The following is a 20871-nucleotide window of genomic DNA, read 5'->3' on the forward strand; positions in this document are numbered from 1 at the left end:
TCTGGTCAAAGACCGCAGATGACATCCTCGCGAGTGTCGAGAGATTTTGCCTGCGAACTTCTAACTCACGACACTAGTATCTGGTGAGCACGGCAAGGCCTGCTGCCATGAACCGCAACCCGCACCATCCGCCATTCAACGCTTCGCTCGCCAGCGAACCCGCGGGACCCAGGAAAACCTTTGCCGCCTGGCTCACCGTCATCCTGTCGCTGGTGCTGTTCGCGGTCGCCCTGCCCTATGCCCAGGTAGCGCTCACGCCGTTCCCGGCGTTCATCCCGATCTATGTCACCGCACTGGTGATCTTCGATCTGGTCACGGCAGTGCTGTTGTTCGGCCACTACCGGGCCTTGCGCTCCCTCGGGCTGCTGGTGCTGGGTGGCGCCTACCTGTTCACCGCCACGGCCACCGCGGCGTATGCGCTGATCTTTCCGGGGCTGTTCGCTCCGAGCGGCCTGCTGGGGTCCGGCCCCCAGACCTCATCGGCCCTGTACATGCTGTGGCATGCAGGCTTTCCGCTGATCCTCATCGCCTATGCCTTCATCAAGCGGTGGGAACAGGCGGGCCCGGTGCACCGCAAGGGCCCGCGGGCGCTCTGGAGCATCGCGGCCATGACCGCCGCCATCGGGCTGCTGGTGGCGCTGTTCACCGTGTTCGCCACGGCCGGGCATGGCTTCCTGCCCACGTTTCTCGAGGGCAACCGCACGACGGTCGTGGGCAAGGCCTTCCTGGCCGGCATCTGGCTGCTGAGCCTGGTGGCGCTGGGGCTGCTCCTGCGCAGCCGGCCCCATTCACTGCTTGATGTCTGGCTGCACGTGGTGATGTGCGTCTGGCTGCTGGACCTGGCCCTGGCGGCGGTCCTGAACACAGGGCGCTATGACCTGGGTTGGTACATGGGGCGCATCTACGGACTGCTGGCCGGCGGCTTCCTGTTGATCGTGTTGCTCAGCGAAAATGCGCGCCACCATGCACGGCTGCGCGAGCTGACGACCGCACTGGAGAGCGCCAACGAGACCCTGTGGCGCCTGTCGATGCAGGACAGCCTGACCGAGGTGGCCAACCGCCGTGCGTTCGATCTCCATCTGGCGGAGCATGTGGCCCTTGCCCAGCGCCACCAGCGGCCGCTGGCCCTGGTGCTGCTGGACGTCGACCACTTCAAGACCTACAACGACGAGTATGGGCACCAATTGGGTGACGAGTGCCTGAAGGCCATCGCCCAGGTCCTGCAGGCCAGTGGCAAGCGCCCCTCCGACCTCGCTGCCCGCTATGGTGGCGAGGAATTCGCCCTGGTGCTGCCCGAAACGGGTCCCGAGGGCGCCCTGCACATCGCCAACGCCGCCCAGGCGGCCGTGGCGAAGCTGTGCATTCCCCACCGCCAGTGCCCGACCGGGCCGCACGTGACCGTCAGCGCAGGCATCGCGACCCTGCACCAGGGCGAACGGCTGACCCCGCAGAGCGTGATCGAGGTCGCAGACAAGGCGCTGTACCAGGCCAAGAATGCCGGCCGCAACCGGATCGTGCTGCTGGAGGCCTCGGCCCTGCCTTGACGGCCCCGCCTTGTGCCGGGCCCTGTCGACAGCGCCGCTCAGTTGAGCGTGTGCACGACCTTGTAGCGGCCCGCGCGGACCATCTCCGCGGCCGCACTGGCATCATCCCCCACACCGTACCCCACCACCAGCTGCACGCCTTCCAGCCCGCTGAAGTTCAGGCCCGAGGCAATGCGCACCGGCACCATGCGCGGCAGCGCACCCGACAGGTACGCCGGGAAGGCACCACCCGTGTACTGCGCCCAGCCGTTGGGGCCCAGGAACAGCACGGTCGAGCCCGCGAACGCCGCCACGTACACGCGCCCGGTCTTGCCCCGGTGCAGCGTGGAGACCGTGGCCCCGACGTCCAGCGTCACGTTGCTCAGGGGGCCGGTCTGGCTTCCCGCGAAGGTGCCGCTGGCATCGCCCACCCGCCCGGCATCGAAGGCCGCTCCGTTACCGCCCATCACGCGCACAGGCGCGGTGGTCTTGTCGGTGCCGCCCAGGTTGGTGCCCTTGCCCCAGATCCAGACGCTGCCATCGGTGCCGATCACGCCGGAGATCGCCGAGCCCGCAGCCGCTGCAACCACGGGCGGCAAGCCCGCGATGTGCGCGATCTTGGGCACGTCGGTGCTGGGGTTGACCAGGGTGCCGTCGCCGAGCTGGCCGGCAGCATTGGCGCCGCAGGCGTGCACGGCGCCGTCGGCGTCAACGAACAGGGTATGGCCTTCTCCGGGTTCGATCTGCTGGATGCGCGACAGGCCGAGGATGGGTGAGATATCGATCAGGGCAAAGCCCGACGCGGCCGGCACGCCCTTCTGGCCGCAGAACGGTGCGTTGGTGCCGGCCTGGCCCCACACGGCCACGGTTCCGTCGTTCTTGAGCGCGTAGTACTGGCCGGCGATGTTGACGGAGGTGGAGGCCACGGCTTGCGCCGAGGGCAGCGCGTCGATCACGACGGGCGCCGTGGCGGTGCCTGCAACCGGCGCCAGCGCCTTGTTGCCGTTCGATCCCCAGGCGACCACCCGGCCGTCCTGGCGCAGCGCGAGCACCGCGGCGTCCGAGGCGCTCAGCGCCACCGCACCTTCGGCACCGACCACCAGCCGCGGCACAGGATTGCCACCCGGGCTGGTCTGCCCGGTGCCCAGTTGGGCGGTGCTGTTGCTGCCCCAGGCGTAGACCTGGCCGGCGGCATCCGTGGCAAACGCCGCCGCCGTGTTGGTACCGGCATTGATGCTGACGATGTTGGTCAAGCCGTTGATCTGCACCGGCACGCTGGTGCCGTTGCCGCCGGTGCGGCCACCGGAGTTGTCGCCCCAGGCCCAGACGCTGCCGTCGGCCTTGAGCGCCAGCGAGAACGAGCCGCGCGCCACCACCTGCACCACGTTCTGCAGCGTGGGGATCTGCGTGGGCGTGGTGCGGGTGGCGGTGTTGCCCAGGCCCAGTTGCCCGCCGCCGCCGTAGCCCCAGGACCAGACGGTGCCGTCGGCGCGCAGCACCAGGGCGTGGTCGTAGCCCATGGAGATGGCCGGCTGCACTGCGTGCGCCGAGGTCATCGCAAAAGCACTGCACAGTGCGGCAGCACCCAGGGCTGCGCCGGTGCGGAAATACGTGTTCTTCAGCAGTTGTTTCATCGGTTCCCTCAACAAGAATAAAAAAGAAAAGAAAGGATTCGCTGGAAGCCCCCGCCTGACAGCGCTGGCTGAAAAGGCCGCGCCGCAGACCCCTCGGCGCTTGACCGCTGCAGGCCGAAGCCGCCCGGCCGCCAACCCGCAGCGCCCTGGACTTGGCAGCGGTGGGCAGCACATGCACAGGCGCGGCGCACGACAGGGTGGCCGCAAGCGCCAAGACAGCGCAAGGTACCGAGGTTTGACGTCCTTCGCCCCACCCCGAGGGGGTGAGGTACCGCAAAGCCCCACCCGCACTACGGCGCTGCAAAGGCACCGAAGCGCCCGCCGTGCGCCGATGCCAAAGATGAATCGCCGGGAAAAAAGAGCCATCTGCCCTGCGGTCGAAGGATCTCCTACGGTGCTGGCCACCTCCGTACCACAGGCACAAAGACCCATGCAACACCTCGCATCGCTGATCCTGGCAGGCTTGGCACTCGTGACCGCAAGCGCCATCGCGCAACCACTGCTTGTCGGGCGCTCGCTGCCGCTGAGCGGGCCACTGCAATCGATCGGAGAGCTCAAGCGCGACGGCGCAGACGCCTACCTCCACAAGGTGAATTCCACCGGGGGTGTGGCCGGGCGCAAGGTGGAAACCATCACCTGGGACGATGGCTATGTGGCAGACAACACCGTCGCCAACCTTCGGCGCATGGCCAGTGAACACAAGCCCCTGGCCTTCCTGAGCCTGCTGCGGGTGCCCGCCGCCGGCCATGAAATCCCGCTGCTGGACGAACTGAAAATCCCGGTGGTGGGCATCGCATCCGCCACACACCTCCTGCGGGCCCGCCTGCACCGCTACGGATTTCCCGTCAGGGCGAGCGTCACGGACGAAGGGCGGGAGCTGGCAAAGCATGTCAAGGTCGTGGGCATCGATCGCATCGCCATCGTTTTCCAGGATGTGCCCCTGGGCCACGCGACCCGCCAGTCCATGGATGCGGGACTGCGCGAGGTGGGCCTGCAGGCCAGCCATGTCCTGCTGGACGCGGCAGCCACCCAGGCCGCCGAGGTGGCGCGCTCCGCCGTCCAGTCCAAACCCCAGGCCATCTTCCTGGGGGTGCTGACGCCTGCTGCAGCAGCGCTGATCCTGGAATTGCGCAAGCTGTCCTTCAATGGCTCGCTGTACACGTTCTCTTCCACCGACGTGGTTGTGCTGACGAAGCTGGTCGGCGACAGGGCCGTCGGCGTGGCGCTCTCGCAAATTGTTCCCATGTCGGATGGGCTTCGGGTCAAGGTCGTCGCCGAATACATCCAGGCGGTGAAGGAACTGGGCAAGGGGAGCCCGACGATGCTGGGACTCGAGGGTTTCCTGGAAGCGAAGATCCTCGTGGAAGGGCTGCGGCGCAGCGGCCCCAAGCCGACATCGGAGGGGCTGGTCAGGGCACTGGAGACCCTGCGCGACTTCGACCTCGGTGGCTTCTTCGTGAACTACAGCCCCCAGGCGCACACGGGCAGCCTGTTCGTGGAGATCGACATGATCGGCCCCGGCGGAAAGCTCATGCGCTAGGCGCCTGCCTCGTGCAGGCTTCTGGGGCGGCCACAGCGATACGCAGTGCGAATCACCTGGCCCTTTTTGACATCTTCTTGATGCACTGAAGCGCCCCTAGCATGCGCCCACGTCCCATGCATCGAGTGTCCACGTGAACCGTCCCCCTGTGCCCGATCCGGGCGTTCTCACTGCAGGCCTGCGCCTGCCGCGCCACGCCATGGCCTGCTGAATTCCACCATCCCGTGCAAGAGCCTCGCCACAAGGGGCCGCATGTTCCACCTCACCGGAGACAACCACCATGTTCAAGTTCACCACCTTCAAGGCCGCGGCCGCCGTCCTGGCGCTGGGCGCCGCGTGCGGCGCCCAGGTGCACGCCCAGTCGCCCATCAAGATCGGCTACCTCGGCACCTTCTCCGGCCCCATCGGGGCCCTGGGCCAGGACAACTACGACGGCTTCATGCTGGCACTGGAGCAGCGCGAGGGCAAGCTCGGCGGCACGCCCGTGCAGGTGCTCAAGGAGGACGACCAGTTCAAGCCCGACGTGGGCCTGCAGATCGTGCAGAAGCTGGTCGAGAAGGAGAAGGTGCCGATCATCACCGGCGTGATGGGCTCCAACGTGATGATGGCCGTGCACCGTCCGATCACCGAAAAGCAGGTGTTCCTGATCGGCTCCAACGCCGGTCCGTCGGCCCAGGCCGGCGCGCAGTGCTCGCCCTACCAGTTCGTCGTGTCCTGGCAGAACGACGGCCACGCCGAGGCAGCGGGCAAGTTCTCCATGGACAAGGGCTACAAGCGCATGGTGCTGATCGCCCCCAACTACCAGGCAGGCAAGGATGCGCTGCAGGGCTTCAAGCGCACCTACAAGGGCCAGGTGCTCGAAGAACTCGCGCCGGGCATGGCACAGCCCGACTTCTCCGCCGAGATTGCCCAGATCGCGGCAGCCAAGCCCGATGCGGTGTACGCGTTCTTCCCAGGCGCGCTGGCGGTGAATTTCATCCGCCAGTACCAGCAGGCCGGGTTGGGGAAAACCATCCCGCTGCAAAGCTCGTCGATGCTGGACGCCACCACGCTGCCGGCGCTCAAGGACTCGGCCCTGGGTCTGAACAGCACCCATTGGTGGGCGCCCGACCTGGACAACGCCGCCAACAAGGGATTCGTCGAGGCCTTCGAGAAGAAGTACAACCGCATCCCCTCGCTGTTCGCCGCGCAGGGCTACGACGCCGCGCTGCTGCTGGATGCGGCCATCGCCCGCGTCAAGGGCAATGTGGGAGACAAGCCGGCCTTCATGGCGGCGCTCAAAGCCGGCAACCCCCACTCCGTGCGCGGGGTGCTGAAGTTCGGGAACAACAACTTCCCCATCAACGACTACTTCGCCTTCACGGTGGTCAAGGATGCCAAGGATCGCTACACCCTGAAGACACTGGCCACGCCGCTCAAGGCGCACCAGGACGCCTACCACGCCCAGTGCCCTCTGAAGTGATTGCCGCCCGCGCAATCCCTTGCAAGGAGCATTCGACATGACAGGTTCTCTGCTGCTCGCGCAGTTGCTCAACGGGTTCCAGCTCGGGGTGCTGCTGTTCCTGCTGTCCGCCGGGCTCACGCTGGTACTCGGGATCATGCACGTGATCAACCTGGCGCACGGCTCGCTGTTCATGATGGGCGCGTACTTCGCCGCGGCCGCCTACGGTGCCAGCGACTCCTTCGTGCTGGCGGCGCTGGCCGCCGTCGGCGGCAGCCTGCTGCTCGGCCTGGCGCTGGAGCGCATGGTGATCGCCCGGCTGTACGACCGGGACCACCTCTACCAGGTGCTGGCCACCTTTGGCGTGATCCTCATCTTCAACGAAGTGGCCCGCTTCGGCTGGGGCCAGGCGCCGGTGTTCATGAACGTGCCCGACGCCCTTTCCGGCACGGTGGACCTCTTCGGCGTGGCCTACCCGGCCTACCGGCTGGCCATCATCGCCGTGGGGCTGCTGGTGGGTGCCGCGCTGTACTGGCTGGTACACCGCACGCGCATCGGCATGCTGATCCGCGCCGGGGCCAGCGACGCCGGCATGGTGTCGGCGCTGGGCGTGAACATCGGGCGGCTCAATGCCCTGGTCTTCGCGGCCGGTGCCGCGTTGGCGGGCCTGGCCGGGCTGATGGCCGGTCCCATCCTGTCGGTGCAGCCCGGCATGGGCGAGCCCATCCTGATCCTGACCCTGGTGGTGCTGATCACGGGCGGCGTCGGGTCCATCCGCGGCGCCTTCTACGGGGCCCTGATCGTGGGCGTCGTGGACACCATCGGGCGGGCCTTCATGCCCGGGCTGATGCGCGAACTGATGGAGCGCTCGCTGGCGCAGGCCGCCGGGCCGGCCATCGCCTCGATGCTGATCTACCTGCTCATGGCGGTCGTGCTGGCGGTGCGGCCTGCTGGATTGTTCCCGGTGAAACATGGCTGAAGTCCTTCCAACCCCTATGTCCCCCCTCTCCGTCCCCACCACCGGCAAGCCCATGGGCTCGCGGAGTCCTTCCCTGCGGCTGGCGGTCGCAGGCGCGCTGCTCGTCCTGCTGGCCCTGGTCCCGGTGTTCTCGCACGCCCTGGGCCAGAGCTTCTACGTGACGCTGGTGTCGCGCATGATGATCTTCGCGCTGGCCGCTACCGGGCTCAACCTGGTGATGGGCTACGGCGCCATGGTCAGCTTCGGCCATGCGCTGTACATCGGCCTGGGCGCCTACGCGGTCGGCATCCTGTCGCAGCATGGTATCGGCAACGGCTGGCTGCACCTGGCAGCGGCGCTCGGTGCGGGCGCGGTGCTGGCCACGCTGATCGGCCTGGTGTGCCTGCGCGCCCGGGGGGTGGGCTTCATCATGATCACGCTGGCGTTCGCGCAGATGTTCTACTTCCTCGCGGTCAGCCTCAAGCAGTACGGCGGCGACGACGGCTTCAGCATCGGCGGGCGCAGCGACTTCGGCGTGGTCGATCTCAACGACAACGTCGTGCTGTACTACGTGATCTTCGCAGCCCTGGTGGCGGCGCTGTTCCTGTTCCACCGGCTGGTGCATGCCCGCTTCGGCATGGTCCTCAAGGGCTGCCGCACCAACGAGCGGCGCCTGGAGGCACTGGGCATGCCCGTGGCGCGCGTGAAGCTCGCGGCCTATGTGCTGTCGGCCCTGGTCTGCGTGCTCGCGGGCGTGCTGCTGGCCAACCTCACGCGCTTCGTGTCGCCGTCCTACATGCACTGGGTGGTCTCGGGCGACCTGATCGTGATGGCCGTGCTCGGCGGCCTGGGCACGCTGATCGGCCCCGTGGTCGGCGCCATCCTCTGGCTGACACTGGAAGACTTGCTGTCCTCGTTCAACCTCGGCTGGGCCGTGCTCGATGACTTCGTGCGCAACCACTGGCTGGGCGTGCTCGGCCTGATGGCCCTGCTGGTCGCCCTGCGGCTCAAGGACGGCATCTACGGCATCCTCGTCGCCCGCGAGCAGGGGGACCAGCCATGAGCGCCGCCACGCAAGGATCCACGCTGCGCGTGGACGGGCTGGTCAAGCGCTTCGGCGGCCTGCTGGTCACGGACCACTTCCGCCTTGAAGTACGGCCCGGGGAGTTGCACGCCATCATCGGCCCCAACGGCGCCGGCAAGACCACGCTGATCAACCAGCTCTCGGGCGAGCTGGCGCCGCATGCGGGCAGCATCCAGCTCGACGGGCAGGAACTGATCGGCACGTCGGTGCAGCGCCGCGCGCGCATGGGGATCGCGCGCAGCTACCAGATCACCTCGGTGTTCCACGAGTTCACGGCGCTGCAGAACGTGATGCTGGCGGTGCAGGGCGCGAGCGGCCACAACTTCGCGTTCTGGAAGCCGGTGCTGCAGGACGCGGACCTGGTCGATCCGGCGCAGGCCCTGCTGCTGCAGGTGGGGCTGGGTGGCCAGGCCGGGACCCGTGTCTCGGCCATGGCACACGGCGCGCGCCGCCAGCTGGAGCTGGCGATGACCCTGGCGCTGCGGCCCCGGGTGATGCTGCTCGACGAGCCCATGGCCGGCATGAGCCAGAAGGAATCGGAGGACATGGTGCGCCTGTTGCATACGCTCAAGGGCCGCTACGGCATCGTGCTGGTGGAGCACGACATGGACGCCGTGTTCGCGCTGGCCGACCGCATCACCGTGATGGTGTACGGCAAGCCCATTGCCTGCGGCACGGCCGACGAGATCAAGAACGACCCCGAGGTGCGCAGGGCGTACCTGGGAGACCAGGTGGAGGCGGTATGACGACGACGTTGCTGGAAGTCGATGGCATCGAGACCTTCTATGGGGCCAGCCAGGCGCTGTTCGGCATGAGCTTCGACGTGCGCGAACGCGAAGTCATGACGCTGATCGGGCGCAACGGCATGGGCAAGTCGACGACCGTGAAGTCCATCATGGGCCTGCTGGCACCGAGCCGGGGCGCGGTGCGCGTGGCGGGCGAGGACGTGACGGGCCACGCCGCGCACCGGGTGGCGTGCAGCGGCATCGGCCTGGTGCCCGAGGGGCGGCGCATCTTTCCCAACCTCACGGTGCGCGAGAACCTGGTGGCCACGGCCGGCAACCGGCGCGGCAACACCGCGCCCTGGACGCTGGCACGCGTGTACGAGATGTTTCCGCGGCTGCAGGAGCGCGAGCGCAACCTGGGCAGCAACCTCTCGGGCGGCGAGCAGCAGATGCTGGCCATCGGGCGCGCGCTGATGACCAACCCGCGCCTGTTGATCCTGGACGAGGCGACCGAGGGCCTGGCACCGCTGGTGCGCGCCGAGATCTGGAAGTGCCTGGCGCGCCTGAAGGACGAGGGCCTGTCGCTGATCGTGATCGACAAGAACATCGAGCCCCTGCTGCGCCTGGCCGACCGCCATTGCATCGTGGAAAAGGGCCGCGTGGTCTGGCGCGGCAGCTCGGACGAATTGCGCCAGCAGCCCCGGCTGCTGCAGGAATACGTGGGCATCTGAACACACGCCCTACAAGACAAGGAGACATGGATGCAGACCGATTCGATGCAGGTGACGCGTTGGGGCCCGGCCGGCCCCCGCGTGGTGATGGTGCACGGCAGCGCACAGGGCAGCCGCCTGGGCGGCGAGCGGCATTTCGTGGCGCAGCAGCAGCTGGCCGCGCAGGGCTGGCAGGTCCTGGTGCCCGACCGGCCGGGCCACGGGCGCAGCCCCGACCCCGGCCGCCCCGATGATGCCGAGGCCGACGGTGCGCTGGTGGCCACACTGATGGAGGGCGAGGAAGGGGCCCACCTGGTAGGCCATTCCTTCGGCGGCTGTGTGGCGCTGGCGGCGGCGGCGAGCCACCCGGAGCGCGTGCGCTCGCTGACCATCATCGAGCCCGCCATGGCGGCGCTGGCGACGGACCTGCCGGTGGTGCGGCGCTTCCTGCTGCAGATCGTGAACGTGCTGTTCTTCTCGCTGTCGGCGCGCTCGCGCATCGAGCGCTTCATGCGGCTGGCCAACATCCCGGCCGAGATCGGCGGCCGCTCGTCCGAGGAAGAACTGCAGCAGATGGGGCGTGCCCTGAGGCGCATGAAACTGCCCAACAAGAAGACCCTGGCGCGCCAGCTCGCGGCGGTGCGGCAGGCCGGCGTCCCGGTGCTCGTGGTCTCGGGCGGCTGGAGCCCGGCCTTCGACGCGATCTCCGACCGCGTGGCCGAGGTCGCAGGCGGGCGCCGGCTGATGATCGCCTCGCCGCACCATTTCCCACAGCAGGTATCGCAGGAATTCAACCAGGTGCTGGACAGCTTCATGCGCGAGGCCGACGCCCGGCGGCCCTGACAGGCGCACACGGGCGGGGCCGCCCCGGCGGCCCCGCCCTTTCTTTCGACAAGACATCCCCGCCAGCTTGCGGGTTGCGCTGGCCGCGCCGCGCCGTTGCGTGACCCGCCCCACAGGAAACGTCCCATGAAATTCCGCCAGAAGATTTGGGCCCTGCCCGTGAGCGCCTGCCTGGTGTTCGGCCTGGGCGTATCGGCCAGCCTGGTCATCGCATCGGGCAGTGCTTCGCAGCTGGACCGGCTGCGCCACACCGACAACCGCCTGCTGGAGACCACGCTGCAGATGGAGCGCCTGTCCGAGCACATGGACAACGCCCTGGAGGCCGCCGCCATGGGCGACCCACGCCGGCTGAACGAAGCCAAGGGCCATGCCCAGGCGATCGAGCAGCGCCTGGACGGCACCACGCCGGCGCTGCAAGCCGCGTTCGCGGCGCACCGCGAGCACAGCTTCGCCGTGGTGGAGGGCATGATGTCCGGCCAGGACGTGTCGGAACGCGTCGCACAGCGGCGCGGCGCGCAGGCGCAATGGAACGCGGGCCGCAAGGCGGTGGTGGAGGAAACCCGGCGCTCGGTGGAAGCGGGTTTCGACACCCTGGAAAAGGCCTTGCGCGACACCGTGCTCGCCAGCGCACTGACCGCCATCACCGTGCTGCTGGTGCTGGGCCTGGCCTCCTGGCTGATCGTGCGCTCGGTGTGGCACGAGCTGGGCGGGGAGCCCGGGGAGCTGCGCCGGGTGGCCGAACAGGTCGCCTCCGGGCAGCTCGACTGGGACGCCACGCCCCAGATCCGCAACTCGCTGCACGACGCCATGGGCCAGATGACCGGCCGCCTGCGCGAGACGGTGGCCACGATCCGCGAAGCCTCCCGCTGCATCGACGATGCGGCCATCGAGATAGCCACGGGCAACCAGGACCTGAGCTACCGCACCGAAAGGGCCGCGGGCAGCCTGCAGGAAACCAGCGGCTCGGTGCAGCAGCTGGCCGACGGGGCGCGCGCGAGCGGCCGCGCGGCCACGGCCGCGAATGCCCTGGCCACCGCGGCGACCGAGGCCGCCAGCCGCGGCGGCCAGGCGGTTTCGCAGGTGGTGGCCAGCATGGACGCGATCAACCAGTCGTCGCGCCACATTGCCGAGATCATCGGCGTGATCGACTCCATCGCTTTCCAGACCAACATCCTGGCGCTGAACGCGGCGGTGGAGGCGGCCCGCGCCGGCGAGCAGGGGCGCGGCTTCGCCGTGGTGGCCAGCGAGGTGCGCACGCTGGCCGGCCGCAGCGCCGAGGCCGCCAGCCAGATCAAGGCCCTGATCCAGGCATCGACGGCGCGGGTGGACGGGGGCGCGCTGCTGGTGCGCGAAGCCGGCGAAGCCATGGCCCACATCGTCGACAGCGTGCACCAGGTCAGCCAGATGATCGACGGCATCCACCGGGCCACCGGGCACCAGGCCGAGGAGATCGGCGGCGTGAGCGAGGCCATCGTGCAACTGGACGGCATGACCCAGCAGAACGCCGCCCTGGTCGAGCAGTCCGCGGCCGCCTCGCTGAGCCTGCAGGAGCAGACACGCCGCCTGTCGGGCACGGTGGCGGTCTTTCGCCTGTAGCGGCCAGCCAGCCGCTGGCCGCCGCCGCTCAATGGCGGTGGCTGGTGTCGATCACCGTGCTCGGGTCGCGCAGCGGCGCGGCGGCGTGGTTCGCGGCCACGCCGTCCAGCAGCGCATCGAGCGCGCTGCGCGGGAAGTACTTGCCGGCATTGAACACGCCCGCGATCTTCGACAGGTTGGCGACGTCGGCCACCGGATTGGCATCGAGCAGCACCAGATCGGCATTCTTCCCTGCTTCCACCGTGCCCATGCTGGTCTCGCGGCCGAGAAAGCGCGCCCCATTGAGGGTGGTGGCCTGCAGGATCTCCAGCGGCGTGAAGCCGGCCTTGGCGAACGCGCGGAACTCCTGGTGCAGAGAAAAGCCGGGAATCACCCAGATGCCACCGACGTCGGTGCCCACCAGGGTCCGCGAGGCACCGCCGTTCTGGTGCAGCTGCGCCAGCGTGTGCTCGAACGACGTGTAAGAGCTGCGGAAGGTGGCCGCAGCGCTCGCCGGCTGCATGGTCTCGAAGTCGCGCGAGAGCTTGTTCCACAGGGCGCGCGTGGTCGGGTCCACGTAGCGCAGCAGCGGGTCGTTGCGGAATTCGGCGCTGTCGCTCTGGGTCATGGTGCGCATCCGGACCATGGTGGGCACCTGCCAGGTGCCCTTTTGCACCACGGCGCGGGTGACGGCATTGCAGGCGGCGCTGTCGTAGCTGTCCAGCGAGCGCTGCACGAAGGGCGCATCGGCGGCCGCATGGATGTAGGGGCTGATGGCATAGGTGGGCGGAAACGGCGAGGGCATCCTGGCGCCCTTGCCGGCCAGCAGGTCCTCGCGGATGGCGGCCTGGTCCCGGGCGCAGTCGAGGGCGATGCTCCAGCCACCGCCCAGGTGCTCCATGGCGGTCCACCCGATGTTGGCAGCCTCCACCGCGCCCATGCCGGGCGAGAGGTGCCCCGCCACGGCCAGGCCCTGCGCACGCGCCTCGGCCACGATGGCCGCCAGCGCCGCGGGCGAGGCACCGACCACCTTGACGAAGCTGCCGCCCATGGCCTGGGTCTGCCGCACGGCGGCCACGCCGTCTTCGGCCGTGCGCGCGCCCACGACCGGCGGACCGGGGATCTGCAACACCTCGGGCGCATCGAGCGTGCCGGCCGCGCGCGCGGCGTTGAATTGCTGCGCGGCGGCGATCAGCGGCGGTGCGCCGGCCATGTCGCGGATGCCCGTGACGCCGTTGGCCAGCAGCAGCGGCCAGTGGGGCGCTTTCTGGAACACGGCGGGCGGGACCGAATGGGTGTGCATGTCGAGGTAGCCCGGAACCACGTACTTGCCCGCGCCCACCACCACCGTGGCACTGCCTCCGGTGCGCACCGCCGCATCGGGCAGCACCTGGCGGATGCGGCCCTGCTCGATGACCACGGCCATGCGCTGCGCCAGCGCACCGGTGCGCGTGTCGACCACGGTGACATTGCGCAGCACGGTGCCGCTGGTCACTGGTGGGGTGTCTGGGGGCACGGCGCAGGCCGTGAGCATGGCGCCGACGGCTGTGGCGGCCGCGATGGCGAGAGGGGATCGCTGCATGGGATGGGTCTCCTGGTTGAATGGGCGCTCCGGGCAGGAGCGCCAGCGCCCAGGGACTCTAGGTGGGGCAGCCTGGTTGAAAAAGATGCGCCGTAGCTGCGGGCGATGCGCCTGCGGCATCGCTCGCAGCCGTCCGCAGGTGATTCAGTGGCGCTATCGGAGGTCCGAAAAAGCCATCTTCTGCGCAGTACTGTGGCTGCCTACCATGCAGCGACATGACCGCCGTGCCTTCGCCTTCCCATCACCCCGCCGTGCTGCCCCTGCCCCGCTGGATCCTCGGTCCCGGCAGCCTCTCTGGCCTGCCCGGGGAGCTTGCGCTGCTGCGCGTGGCGCGCCCCCTGCTGCTGAGCGACGAGGGCCTGGCGCGGGCCGGCGTGCTGGAGACGGTGGCGGCCTTTCTGCCGCCCGGAACCGCACGCCACCTGCTCGCCGCCGAGGACCCGACCTGCCGCGATGCGGACCAGGCCTTTGCCGTCTACCAGGCGTCAGGCTGCGATGGCATCGTCGCACTGGGCGGCGGCTCGGTCATCGACACGGCCAAGATCGTGGCGGCGCTGGTGCAGGTCCCCGCCGATGGCGCGCGCGGCCTGCTGGGCCGGCCCGATCGCATTGGCCCCGGAGTGGCGCCGTTGCTGGTGGTGCCCACCACCATCGGCACCGGCAGCGAAAGCTCGCCCGCCACCGGCCTGCACCCCAATGCGGGCACGCGCGCCATCGGCACGCGCAGCCCCTTCCTCGTGCCGCGCGCGGTGATCAGCGACCCGCAACTGGTGCGCAGCCTGCCGCCGCGGCTGGTAGCCGCGACGGGCATGGACGCGCTGGCCCATTGCCTGGAAGGCTTTCTCGCCGACCCGCCGCACCCGCTGGTGGACGCCATCGCCCTCGACGGCCTGGCGCGCGCCTACGGCCATGTGCAGGCCGCGCTGCACCCCGGCGCGGACGCTGCGCGCCTGGAGCTCATGGTGGCTTCGTTCGCGGGCGGGGTGGCCATCCACAAGGGCCTGGGGCCCGCACATGCCATTGCCCTTGCCTGCGGCGACCAGCGCCTGCACCACGGGATGATGGTGGCGGCCGCCCTGCCCGAGGCCATGGCCATCGCCGCCGACAAGGTGCCGGCCAAGTCCGACCGACTGGCGCAGGCGCTGGGACTGTGCTCACGCTTCGACATCGCCCCGGCCCTGCGCGAGCTGAATGCCGCGCTGGACCTGCCCACGCACCTGGGCCGCGCCGGCTACCGCGTGTCGGACCCGGACGGCCTGGTCCAGGCCATGGCCACCAGCCCCTTCAACCGCAGTGCGGCCTATGCACCCAGCGCCGACGAATACCGCGCGATGGCAGCCACGCTGCTCTTCTGACGCCACCGAACACGACACACCCAGAACCGGAGACACGACCCCATGCCCCCCTTGATCGACCACACCACCCACTTCATCGCAGGGCGCTGGAGCGCCCCTGACACAGCCACCTTCCCCGACCGCAATCCGTTCACGGACGAGGTCGTGGCGCAGGTGGCCGCCGGCACGCGGCAGCACGCGCAGGCCGCCATCGACGCCGCACACGCCGCCTTCCCCGCCTGGGCCGCGATGCCGCCAGGGCAACGTCAGCGGCTGTTCCTGGCCGCGGCCGACATCGTGGAGCGCCGCGCCGAGGACTTCGTGCGCCTGCTGGCGGCCGAGACCGGCACCGCCTCGGGCTTTGCGCGCTTTCAGATCCGCTGGTCCGTCGACCTGCTGCGCCAGGCCGCGGGCTGGGGCTACCGGCCTGCGGGCGACGTGCTGCGCAGCGACACGCCCGGGCGCTTCGCGATGGCCGTGCGCAAGCCCCTGGGCGTGGTGGCCGGCTTCGCCCCCTGGAACGGCGCGTTCTGCCTGGCCTGGCGCACCGTGGTGCTGCCCATGGCGTTCGGCAACACCATGGTGCTCAAGCCCTCGGAAGAGGCGCCCCTGTCCGCCGGCTTGGTGCTGGCCGAGGTGCTCGAAGAGGCCGGCTTCCCCGCGGGCACCTTCAACGTGGTGACGCACGGCCCCGGTGACGCCGGCCCGATCGCCGACGCGTTCTTCGAGAGCCCGCACGTGCGCAGCATCAACTTCACCGGCTCCTCGGCCACGGGCCGCATGCTGGCCGAGCGTGCGGGCCGCGCGCTCAAGCGCATCGTGCTGGAGCTGGGCGGCTACAACCCGCTGCTGGTGCTGGACGACGCCGACCTGGACCTGGCGGTGAACACCACGGCCTTCGGCGCCTTCTTCCACCAGGGGCAGATCTGCATGAACACGCGCAAGGTGCTGGTCGACCGCAGCATCGCCGACGCCTTCGTGGAGAAGCTGGCGGCCAAGACGCGGTCGCTGCCCCTGGGCGATCCGGCATCGCCCGGCACCGTGATCGGCCCGCTCATCAACGACCGGGCCCTGGCCCAGGTGCGCCAGCGCGTGGACGAAGCCGTGGCCCTGGGCGCGCGCGTAGTGACCGGCGGACGTGCCAACGGCCGCGTGTACGAGCCCACCATCCTGGTGGATGTGCCGGCAACGGCCCCGGTGAGCTGCGAAGAGACCTTCGGCCCGGTGCTGATCGTGCAGCCCGTGGACAACGCCGAGCAGGCCATGGCCGAGGCGCTGGCCACGCCGTACGGCCTGTGCGCCGGCATCCTCACGCGCGATGCGCAGCGCGGCTTGGCATTGGCGGAGCGCTTCGACTGCGGCATGGTGCACATCAACGGCGCCACCATGGCCGGCGAGCCGGCCATGCCCAATGGCGGCGTCAAGGACAGCGGCTGGGGGCGCTCGGGCCACTACGCCATCGAGGACTTCACCGAGGTGCGCCTGACCACCTTGACCCAGGGTGCGCTGCAGTACCCGGTGTGACACCCTTCGCATACCCCAGGCCCTGGATGCAGACCGGCATCCAGGGCCTTTCCCTTTCTGCGGGGCACCAACGGCGGCCCAAAGTAAAAGCCAGCCGGCGCGGGCCGACTGGCTTGGCATCCCCATCGGCGCTCCGGCGCATGCGTCAGTCGGCCGTGATGCCCGCGCGCTTGACCACGCCCTTCCAGCGGGCGATGTCGGTGTTGATCAGCGCGCCCATCTGGGCCGGGGTGCCCGTGCTCACGCGCAGGCCCTGCTTGGCCAGCTCGGCCTGCACATCGGCACGGTTCATCGCCTCGACGAAGTCGCGGTTCAGGCGCTGCACCAGGTCGGCCGGGGTGCGCGCCGGTGCCAGCACCGCGTACCAGGCGTCCACCGCGTCCATGGCAGGAAAGCCCTGCTCGCGGAAGGTGCGCACCGCCGGCAGCAGATCGCTGCGCTTTTCGCCGGTCACGGCCAGCGCCTTGACGCGCCCCGCCTGGATCTGAGTGCGCAGCGAAGGCACGGAGCCGAACATCATGTCCACCTGCCCGCTGATCAGGTCGGTCGTGGCATTGGCGATGCCGCGGTAGGGCACGTGGACCACAAAAACCCCTTGGTCCGCCTTGAACAGCTCCATGGCCAGGTGGTGCGGCGTGCCATTGCCCGGCGTGGCGTAGTTGAGCTTGCCCGGCCGGCCCTTGGCCAGCACGACCAGCGAAGCCACGTCCTGCACCGGCAGGGCCGGGTTCACCGCGAGCACGAAGTTGGCCTCGGCCAGCTTGGCCACGGCGGCGAAGTCGCGTGCCGCATCGTAGGGCTGGCTCGCCTGCACCGCGGGCGTCATGGTGTGGGTGTTGATGGCCATGAGCAGGGTGTGGCCGTCGGGCTCGGCCCGGGCCACGGCCTGCGCACCCATGGCGCCGCTGGCCCCGGGCTTGTTGTCCACCACCACGGGTTGGCCCCATTTGGCAGCCAGGTGCGGGCCGATCAGGCGGGCAATGGTGTCGCTGCCGCTGCCGGGCGTGAACGGCACGACCAGGGTCACGGCCCGGGCCGGGAACGCGGCGCGGGCCTGCGCGGCAGCGTGCAGGCCGGTACCGAGCAGGCCGGGCGCCGCCAGGCAGGCGAGCAGCTGTCTTCTGCACAGTGGCGTCGTCATGTGGCCTCGCATGCGCACTGCAGGGCAAACGCCAGCTGCTGCAGCTGCAGCGTGTAGCCGTAGTGGTGAAAGTCCATGCAGTGGCCGGTCTGCTGCACCATGGCGGCATCGACGCGCGGCGAGTGCGCCAGCGCCCGGGCAAAGCCCGCGACCTCGTCGGCGCCCATGATCCACAGCGGGTCCTGCGCCGACTGGCGGTAGTGCACCGGCACGCGGATGGCCGCGAGCGTGGCGGGCGCGTTGTCCGTCCAGGTGCTGACGATGTCCACCAGCTCCGCCTTGGGCGCTGGCGCATCGGCCGCCTGGCTGGCCTCGACCATGGCCGGATGGTAGCTGCCCGCCGGGCCGAACATCATCTGCACCTTGACGGGGCCGGGCATCTCCACGGTGGGGGTGTCGGGCAGGCTCTCCCACAGCGGCTTGTGCTCGGGCGGGGTTTTGAGGCACATGCCCGACAGCGCAATGCCCAGCAGCGGGAAGGCGGGCGCTGCACTGGCCGCCTCGGCGGCGAGGCTGGCGGTGATGGCGCCGCCGATGGAGTGGCCGATCAGGAAGATGCCGCGCGTGCCCTCGCCATAGCGCTGCCAGCAGTCTTCCAGCACCTTGAGCAGGTAGGTGGCCTGGCCCTTCACGGTGCTCTGCGCTGCGGGCAGGGCCGGGCTGCCGCCGTAGCCCGGGCGGTCCAGCGCCACCACAGGGATGCCGTTGGCCACGGCCCGGTCCAGCAGCGATGCGCCGGGAATGTCGAAGTAGCGCGAGGTGTAGGTGCCGCCGTGCAGGGCGACCACCAGGGGCAGCGGGGGGCGGCTATTGCTGCTGCCGGGCAGCCGCACGCGCCCGGTCAGGTCGCCGGCGACCTTGGCGGCGGGGCCGGGTTGGAACGATGAGGTATTCATGCTTTTTGTCTCCGTTGAAATGCTTCTGTGGGGCCATGCCCGGGTGCATATCCACCCACCGAACGCGCAGCGTAATGCCTCAGGGAAACAACGGACAGATGAGAAAGATGAGAAACCGATGCTGCGATTGCATCGCAGCGGGCCCTGCGGCCTCAAGGCACCACGGTGTCCATGTGCAGTGCGGCCCGGCGGATCATGTCGCAGAAGTACTCGGCCGCGGGCGTGAGCGGAAGGCCGGTGCGGCGCACGATGCAGATCGGCGGCGCAGCCAGCGATTCCTGCACATCGATCTTCTGCAGAAACCCCTTGAACAGGGGCACCTGCGCCCACTGCTGGGGCAGCATCGTCAGCAGGTCGGAATGCGCCACCGTGAAAAAGAAGGTCAGCGCGGAGTGGCCCTGCACGACCAGCCTGGGGGCGGGCAGGTCGTGCTGCTTGAACAGGGGGGAGAGCTCGTCTTCGGCACGGTGCGTCACCGAGGTGCTGACCCATTCTGCGCCCACGAGGTCCCTCAAGGACCTCGCGGATGACAGCGGGTGCCCCTTGCGCCCCAGGATGACGCGCTCATTGTCGAACAGCTTTTCCACCGTCAACTCGCCGGAAACCTCCCCGAGGATCGGGCCGATGTAGAAGTCCATCGTCCCGCCCGTGAGCTCCAGTTCCACCCGCGGCAGCACGGCGTCGAACAGGTCCAGGGTCACCTTGGGGAAGGCCTGCCTGAACGGCCCCAGGGCATTGGGAAGCAAGGCCATATGGGCAACGCTCGAGAGGCACATGCGGATGTGCCCATGGGTCGCACCTTGCAGCTGTTCGATCTCTTCCTGGGCACGCCGGAACTCGCTGCGCACGGCCTTCGCACGCCGCAGGAATACTTCGCCCATGGGCGTCAGCTGCACGCCTTTCGCACGGCGCTCGAACAGCACCGCACCGAGTTCCTTTTCCAGCTCCTGGATACTGCGCGTCATGGCCGGCTGCGCCAGTCCCAGCTGGCGCGCTGCGGCACGCAAACTTCCACGCTCTGCCACTGCCAGAAAATCACGAATCGAATTGAACTTCACTGGCGGAGTTTGGCGTGGGATGCGCTATGCAAAAGAGGGAGAAAGCCGAAAATTATCGGCCCTCCCTCGTGCGCCAGGCATCCGGGGAATCCCGCACCATCGGCCCGATGGCGGCAACGCGTTCAGCAGTCGCCGTGCATCCCGAGCAGCTTGTACGCGTTGCCGAAGTACAGCTTGCGCGCGTCCTTCTCGTCGAGGTCCAGGTCTTCGATGGAGCGGATGCCCTCCCGGATGAACATGGGTCCGCCCTCGGGATCGAACGGACAGTCGCTTGCAAACACCACGTGGTCGGCGCCGAAGAAATCCAGGCCGCAGCGCAGCGCGGAACTGGACCCACCGAGCACGGTGTCACCGTAGAACATCTTGAAGTACTCGATCGGCGGCTTGGACAGGCGTTTGAGCGCGTCGGCGTCCGACCCGTCGATGCTGCGGCTGCCCAGCTGGGCCCACAGCGTTTCGGCACGCCCGGAAAAGTACGGCAGCATGCCACCGCAGTGGTGCGTGATCAGGCGCAGCCCGGGCAGCTTTTCGAGCAGCCCCGAGAACACCATGCGGGCCATGGCGACGCTGGTCTCCACCGGCCAGCCCAGCACCTGCCAGATCTCGTACTGGGACTTGTCCTCGTCGGGGTAGTCGGCCCGGCTGGCTGGCCGCGTGGGATGCATCCACACCGGCATGCCGTGCTTTGTGGTCACACGCTCGAAGACCTCGAACAGCTCCGGCCGGTCCAGCGCGCTGCCGTTGACGCTGGTCAGGATCTGCACGCCCTTGGCGCCGAGGACCTCGATCGCATAGTCCATCTCGTCGAGCGCGGCCGCGGGATTGTTCATGGGCAGCGAGGCCACGAAGGCCGGAAACTTGTGCGGCCACTGGCGGCAGATTTCGGCCATGCCTTCGTTGGCCACCCGCGCGTAGCCCGGGGAGACATCGGGCCCGCCCAGCATTTCCGGCGACGGCACCGCACAGGTGATGACCTGCCGGACCTCGGGCCACTGGTCCAGCATCTTCACACGTGCCTCCATGTCCCAGAGCATGCGCAGGGAATTCATGCGCCGGACCATGCCGGGCTCCTTGCCATGCCGGTTCACCAGCTCCAGGTAGGCGGGGGGCATGACGTGGTTGTAGATATCGATCTTGGTGGGTTTTGCAGTCGTGGTCATGGGTCTCGGTGTCTCCTGCAGGCACTTTAAGCGACCCGGGCTGCTGCCCGGTAGATCACAAAAACGCGCATGCGCCACGGATTCTGAATCGCTCCACGCCGCCTGCGCAGGGCCGGCCCCGAGAGATGCGCCAACGCTATCGA

General features: G+C 69.1%; 17 protein-coding genes. 11 read left to right on the forward strand and 6 right to left on the reverse strand.

The features are described from left to right. Nucleotides 1–107: 107 nt before the first annotated feature. Nucleotides 108–1544 (forward strand): GGDEF domain-containing protein, encoded by a 1437-nt coding sequence (locus AC07PA_RS06470; RefSeq protein ID WP_494608662.1) that lies wholly within the window; start codon nt 108–110, stop codon nt 1542–1544. A gap of 38 nt (nt 1545–1582) precedes the next feature. Here AC07PA_RS06470 and AC07PA_RS06475 read toward each other — a convergent pair whose 3' ends face one another. Next, nucleotides 1583–3157, reverse strand: a complete 1575-nt coding sequence (locus AC07PA_RS06475; RefSeq protein WP_494608661.1) for an RCC1 domain-containing protein — start codon at nt 3155–3157, stop codon at nt 1583–1585. A 472-nt stretch (nt 3158–3629) separates the two neighbouring features. On the opposite strand from AC07PA_RS06475, the gene AC07PA_RS06480 reads away from it, so the two are divergent. The 8 genes from AC07PA_RS06480 to AC07PA_RS06515 all read left to right on the forward strand — a co-directional run bounded on the left by AC07PA_RS06480 (nt 3630) and on the right by AC07PA_RS06515 (nt 12054). After that, nucleotides 3630–4697, forward strand: a complete 1068-nt coding sequence (locus tag AC07PA_RS06480) for an ABC transporter substrate-binding protein (RefSeq protein ID WP_494608664.1) — start codon at nt 3630–3632, stop codon at nt 4695–4697. A gap of 280 nt (nt 4698–4977) precedes the next feature. After that, nucleotides 4978–6159 carry an ABC transporter substrate-binding protein gene (locus AC07PA_RS06485; RefSeq protein ID WP_494608660.1) on the forward strand — a complete coding sequence of 394 codons (1182 nt, stop codon included), beginning with the start codon at nt 4978–4980 and terminating at the stop codon, nt 6157–6159. A 37-nt stretch (nt 6160–6196) separates the two neighbouring features. Beyond that, a complete protein-coding gene (locus AC07PA_RS06490) occupies nt 6197–7117 on the forward strand; it encodes a branched-chain amino acid ABC transporter permease (RefSeq protein WP_494608659.1) in 921 nt (306 codons plus the stop codon). A gap of 16 nt (nt 7118–7133) precedes the next feature. Further along, nucleotides 7134–8159, forward strand: a complete 1026-nt coding sequence (locus AC07PA_RS06495) for a branched-chain amino acid ABC transporter permease (RefSeq protein WP_494608658.1) — start codon at nt 7134–7136, stop codon at nt 8157–8159. Beyond that, nucleotides 8156–8926, forward strand: coding sequence for an ABC transporter ATP-binding protein (locus AC07PA_RS06500; protein WP_494608657.1), 771 nt, complete (start codon nt 8156–8158; stop codon nt 8924–8926). Before AC07PA_RS06495 ends, AC07PA_RS06500 begins: the two co-directional genes overlap by 4 nt. Continuing rightward, a complete protein-coding gene (locus tag AC07PA_RS06505; protein ID WP_494608656.1) occupies nt 8923–9636 on the forward strand; it encodes an ABC transporter ATP-binding protein in 714 nt (237 codons plus the stop codon). The genes AC07PA_RS06500 and AC07PA_RS06505 overlap by 4 nt, the downstream gene beginning before the upstream one ends. A gap of 30 nt (nt 9637–9666) precedes the next feature. Further along, nucleotides 9667–10458 carry an alpha/beta fold hydrolase gene (locus AC07PA_RS06510; protein ID WP_494608655.1) on the forward strand — a complete coding sequence of 264 codons (792 nt, stop codon included), beginning with the start codon at nt 9667–9669 and terminating at the stop codon, nt 10456–10458. A gap of 126 nt (nt 10459–10584) precedes the next feature. Continuing rightward, nucleotides 10585–12054: a methyl-accepting chemotaxis protein gene (locus tag AC07PA_RS06515; RefSeq protein WP_494608654.1), complete on the forward strand. Its 1470-nt coding sequence runs from the start codon at nt 10585–10587 to the stop codon at nt 12052–12054. A 28-nt stretch (nt 12055–12082) separates the two neighbouring features. Here the strand turns inward: AC07PA_RS06515 and AC07PA_RS06520 are convergent, their stop codons facing one another. Further along, a complete protein-coding gene (locus AC07PA_RS06520) occupies nt 12083–13615 on the reverse strand; it encodes an amidohydrolase family protein (RefSeq protein ID WP_494608653.1) in 1533 nt (510 codons plus the stop codon). Between the two features lie 251 nt (nt 13616–13866). On the opposite strand from AC07PA_RS06520, the gene AC07PA_RS06525 reads away from it, so the two are divergent. Continuing rightward, a complete protein-coding gene (locus AC07PA_RS06525) occupies nt 13867–14970 on the forward strand; it encodes an iron-containing alcohol dehydrogenase (protein WP_494608652.1) in 1104 nt (367 codons plus the stop codon). Between the two features lie 42 nt (nt 14971–15012). After that, nucleotides 15013–16473: an aldehyde dehydrogenase family protein gene (locus AC07PA_RS06530; protein WP_494608651.1), complete on the forward strand. Its 1461-nt coding sequence runs from the start codon at nt 15013–15015 to the stop codon at nt 16471–16473. A gap of 145 nt (nt 16474–16618) precedes the next feature. Here AC07PA_RS06530 and AC07PA_RS06535 read toward each other — a convergent pair whose 3' ends face one another. From AC07PA_RS06535 to AC07PA_RS06550, 4 genes are all read right to left on the reverse strand, one after another. After that, nucleotides 16619–17614 carry a tripartite tricarboxylate transporter substrate binding protein gene (locus AC07PA_RS06535; RefSeq protein ID WP_494608650.1) on the reverse strand — a complete coding sequence of 332 codons (996 nt, stop codon included), beginning with the start codon at nt 17612–17614 and terminating at the stop codon, nt 16619–16621. Continuing rightward, on the reverse strand, nt 17611–18510 hold the full coding sequence (locus AC07PA_RS06540) for an alpha/beta hydrolase (protein WP_494608649.1): 900 nt from the start codon (nt 18508–18510) through the stop codon (nt 17611–17613). Before AC07PA_RS06540 ends, AC07PA_RS06535 begins: the two co-directional genes overlap by 4 nt. Nucleotides 18511–18662: 152 nt before the next feature. Continuing rightward, a complete protein-coding gene (locus tag AC07PA_RS06545) occupies nt 18663–19568 on the reverse strand; it encodes a LysR substrate-binding domain-containing protein (RefSeq protein ID WP_035203285.1) in 906 nt (301 codons plus the stop codon). A gap of 122 nt (nt 19569–19690) precedes the next feature. Further along, the gene (locus AC07PA_RS06550; protein WP_007854035.1) at nt 19691–20728 is read right to left on the reverse strand and encodes an amidohydrolase family protein; all 1038 of its coding nucleotides are present in this window, start codon (nt 20726–20728) and stop codon (nt 19691–19693) included. Nucleotides 20729–20871: the final 143 nt, after the last annotated feature.

This window comes from Acidovorax sp. GW821-FHT09B03 (assembly GCF_059418305.1).

Coding starts and splice junctions, on each gene's coding strand:
- AC07PA_RS06490 (WP_494608659.1), top strand. CDS start 6,197: ATGACAGGTTCTCTGCTGCTCGCGCAGTTGCTCAACGGGTTCCAGCTC.
- AC07PA_RS06495 (WP_494608658.1), top strand. CDS start 7,134: ATGTCCCCCCTCTCCGTCCCCACCACCGGCAAGCCCATGGGCTCGCGG.
- AC07PA_RS06520 (WP_494608653.1), bottom strand. CDS start 13,615: ATGCAGCGATCCCCTCTCGCCATCGCGGCCGCCACAGCCGTCGGCGCC.
- AC07PA_RS06510 (WP_494608655.1), top strand. CDS start 9,667: ATGCAGACCGATTCGATGCAGGTGACGCGTTGGGGCCCGGCCGGCCCC.
- AC07PA_RS06535 (WP_494608650.1), bottom strand. CDS start 17,614: ATGACGACGCCACTGTGCAGAAGACAGCTGCTCGCCTGCCTGGCGGCG.
- AC07PA_RS06475 (WP_494608661.1), bottom strand. CDS start 3,157: ATGAAACAACTGCTGAAGAACACGTATTTCCGCACCGGCGCAGCCCTG.
- AC07PA_RS06485 (WP_494608660.1), top strand. CDS start 4,978: ATGTTCAAGTTCACCACCTTCAAGGCCGCGGCCGCCGTCCTGGCGCTG.
- AC07PA_RS06530 (WP_494608651.1), top strand. CDS start 15,013: ATGCCCCCCTTGATCGACCACACCACCCACTTCATCGCAGGGCGCTGG.
- AC07PA_RS06550 (WP_007854035.1), bottom strand. CDS start 20,728: ATGACCACGACTGCAAAACCCACCAAGATCGATATCTACAACCACGTC.
- AC07PA_RS06515 (WP_494608654.1), top strand. CDS start 10,585: ATGAAATTCCGCCAGAAGATTTGGGCCCTGCCCGTGAGCGCCTGCCTG.
- AC07PA_RS06500 (WP_494608657.1), top strand. CDS start 8,156: ATGAGCGCCGCCACGCAAGGATCCACGCTGCGCGTGGACGGGCTGGTC.
- AC07PA_RS06470 (WP_494608662.1), top strand. CDS start 108: ATGAACCGCAACCCGCACCATCCGCCATTCAACGCTTCGCTCGCCAGC.
- AC07PA_RS06540 (WP_494608649.1), bottom strand. CDS start 18,510: ATGAATACCTCATCGTTCCAACCCGGCCCCGCCGCCAAGGTCGCCGGC.
- AC07PA_RS06505 (WP_494608656.1), top strand. CDS start 8,923: ATGACGACGACGTTGCTGGAAGTCGATGGCATCGAGACCTTCTATGGG.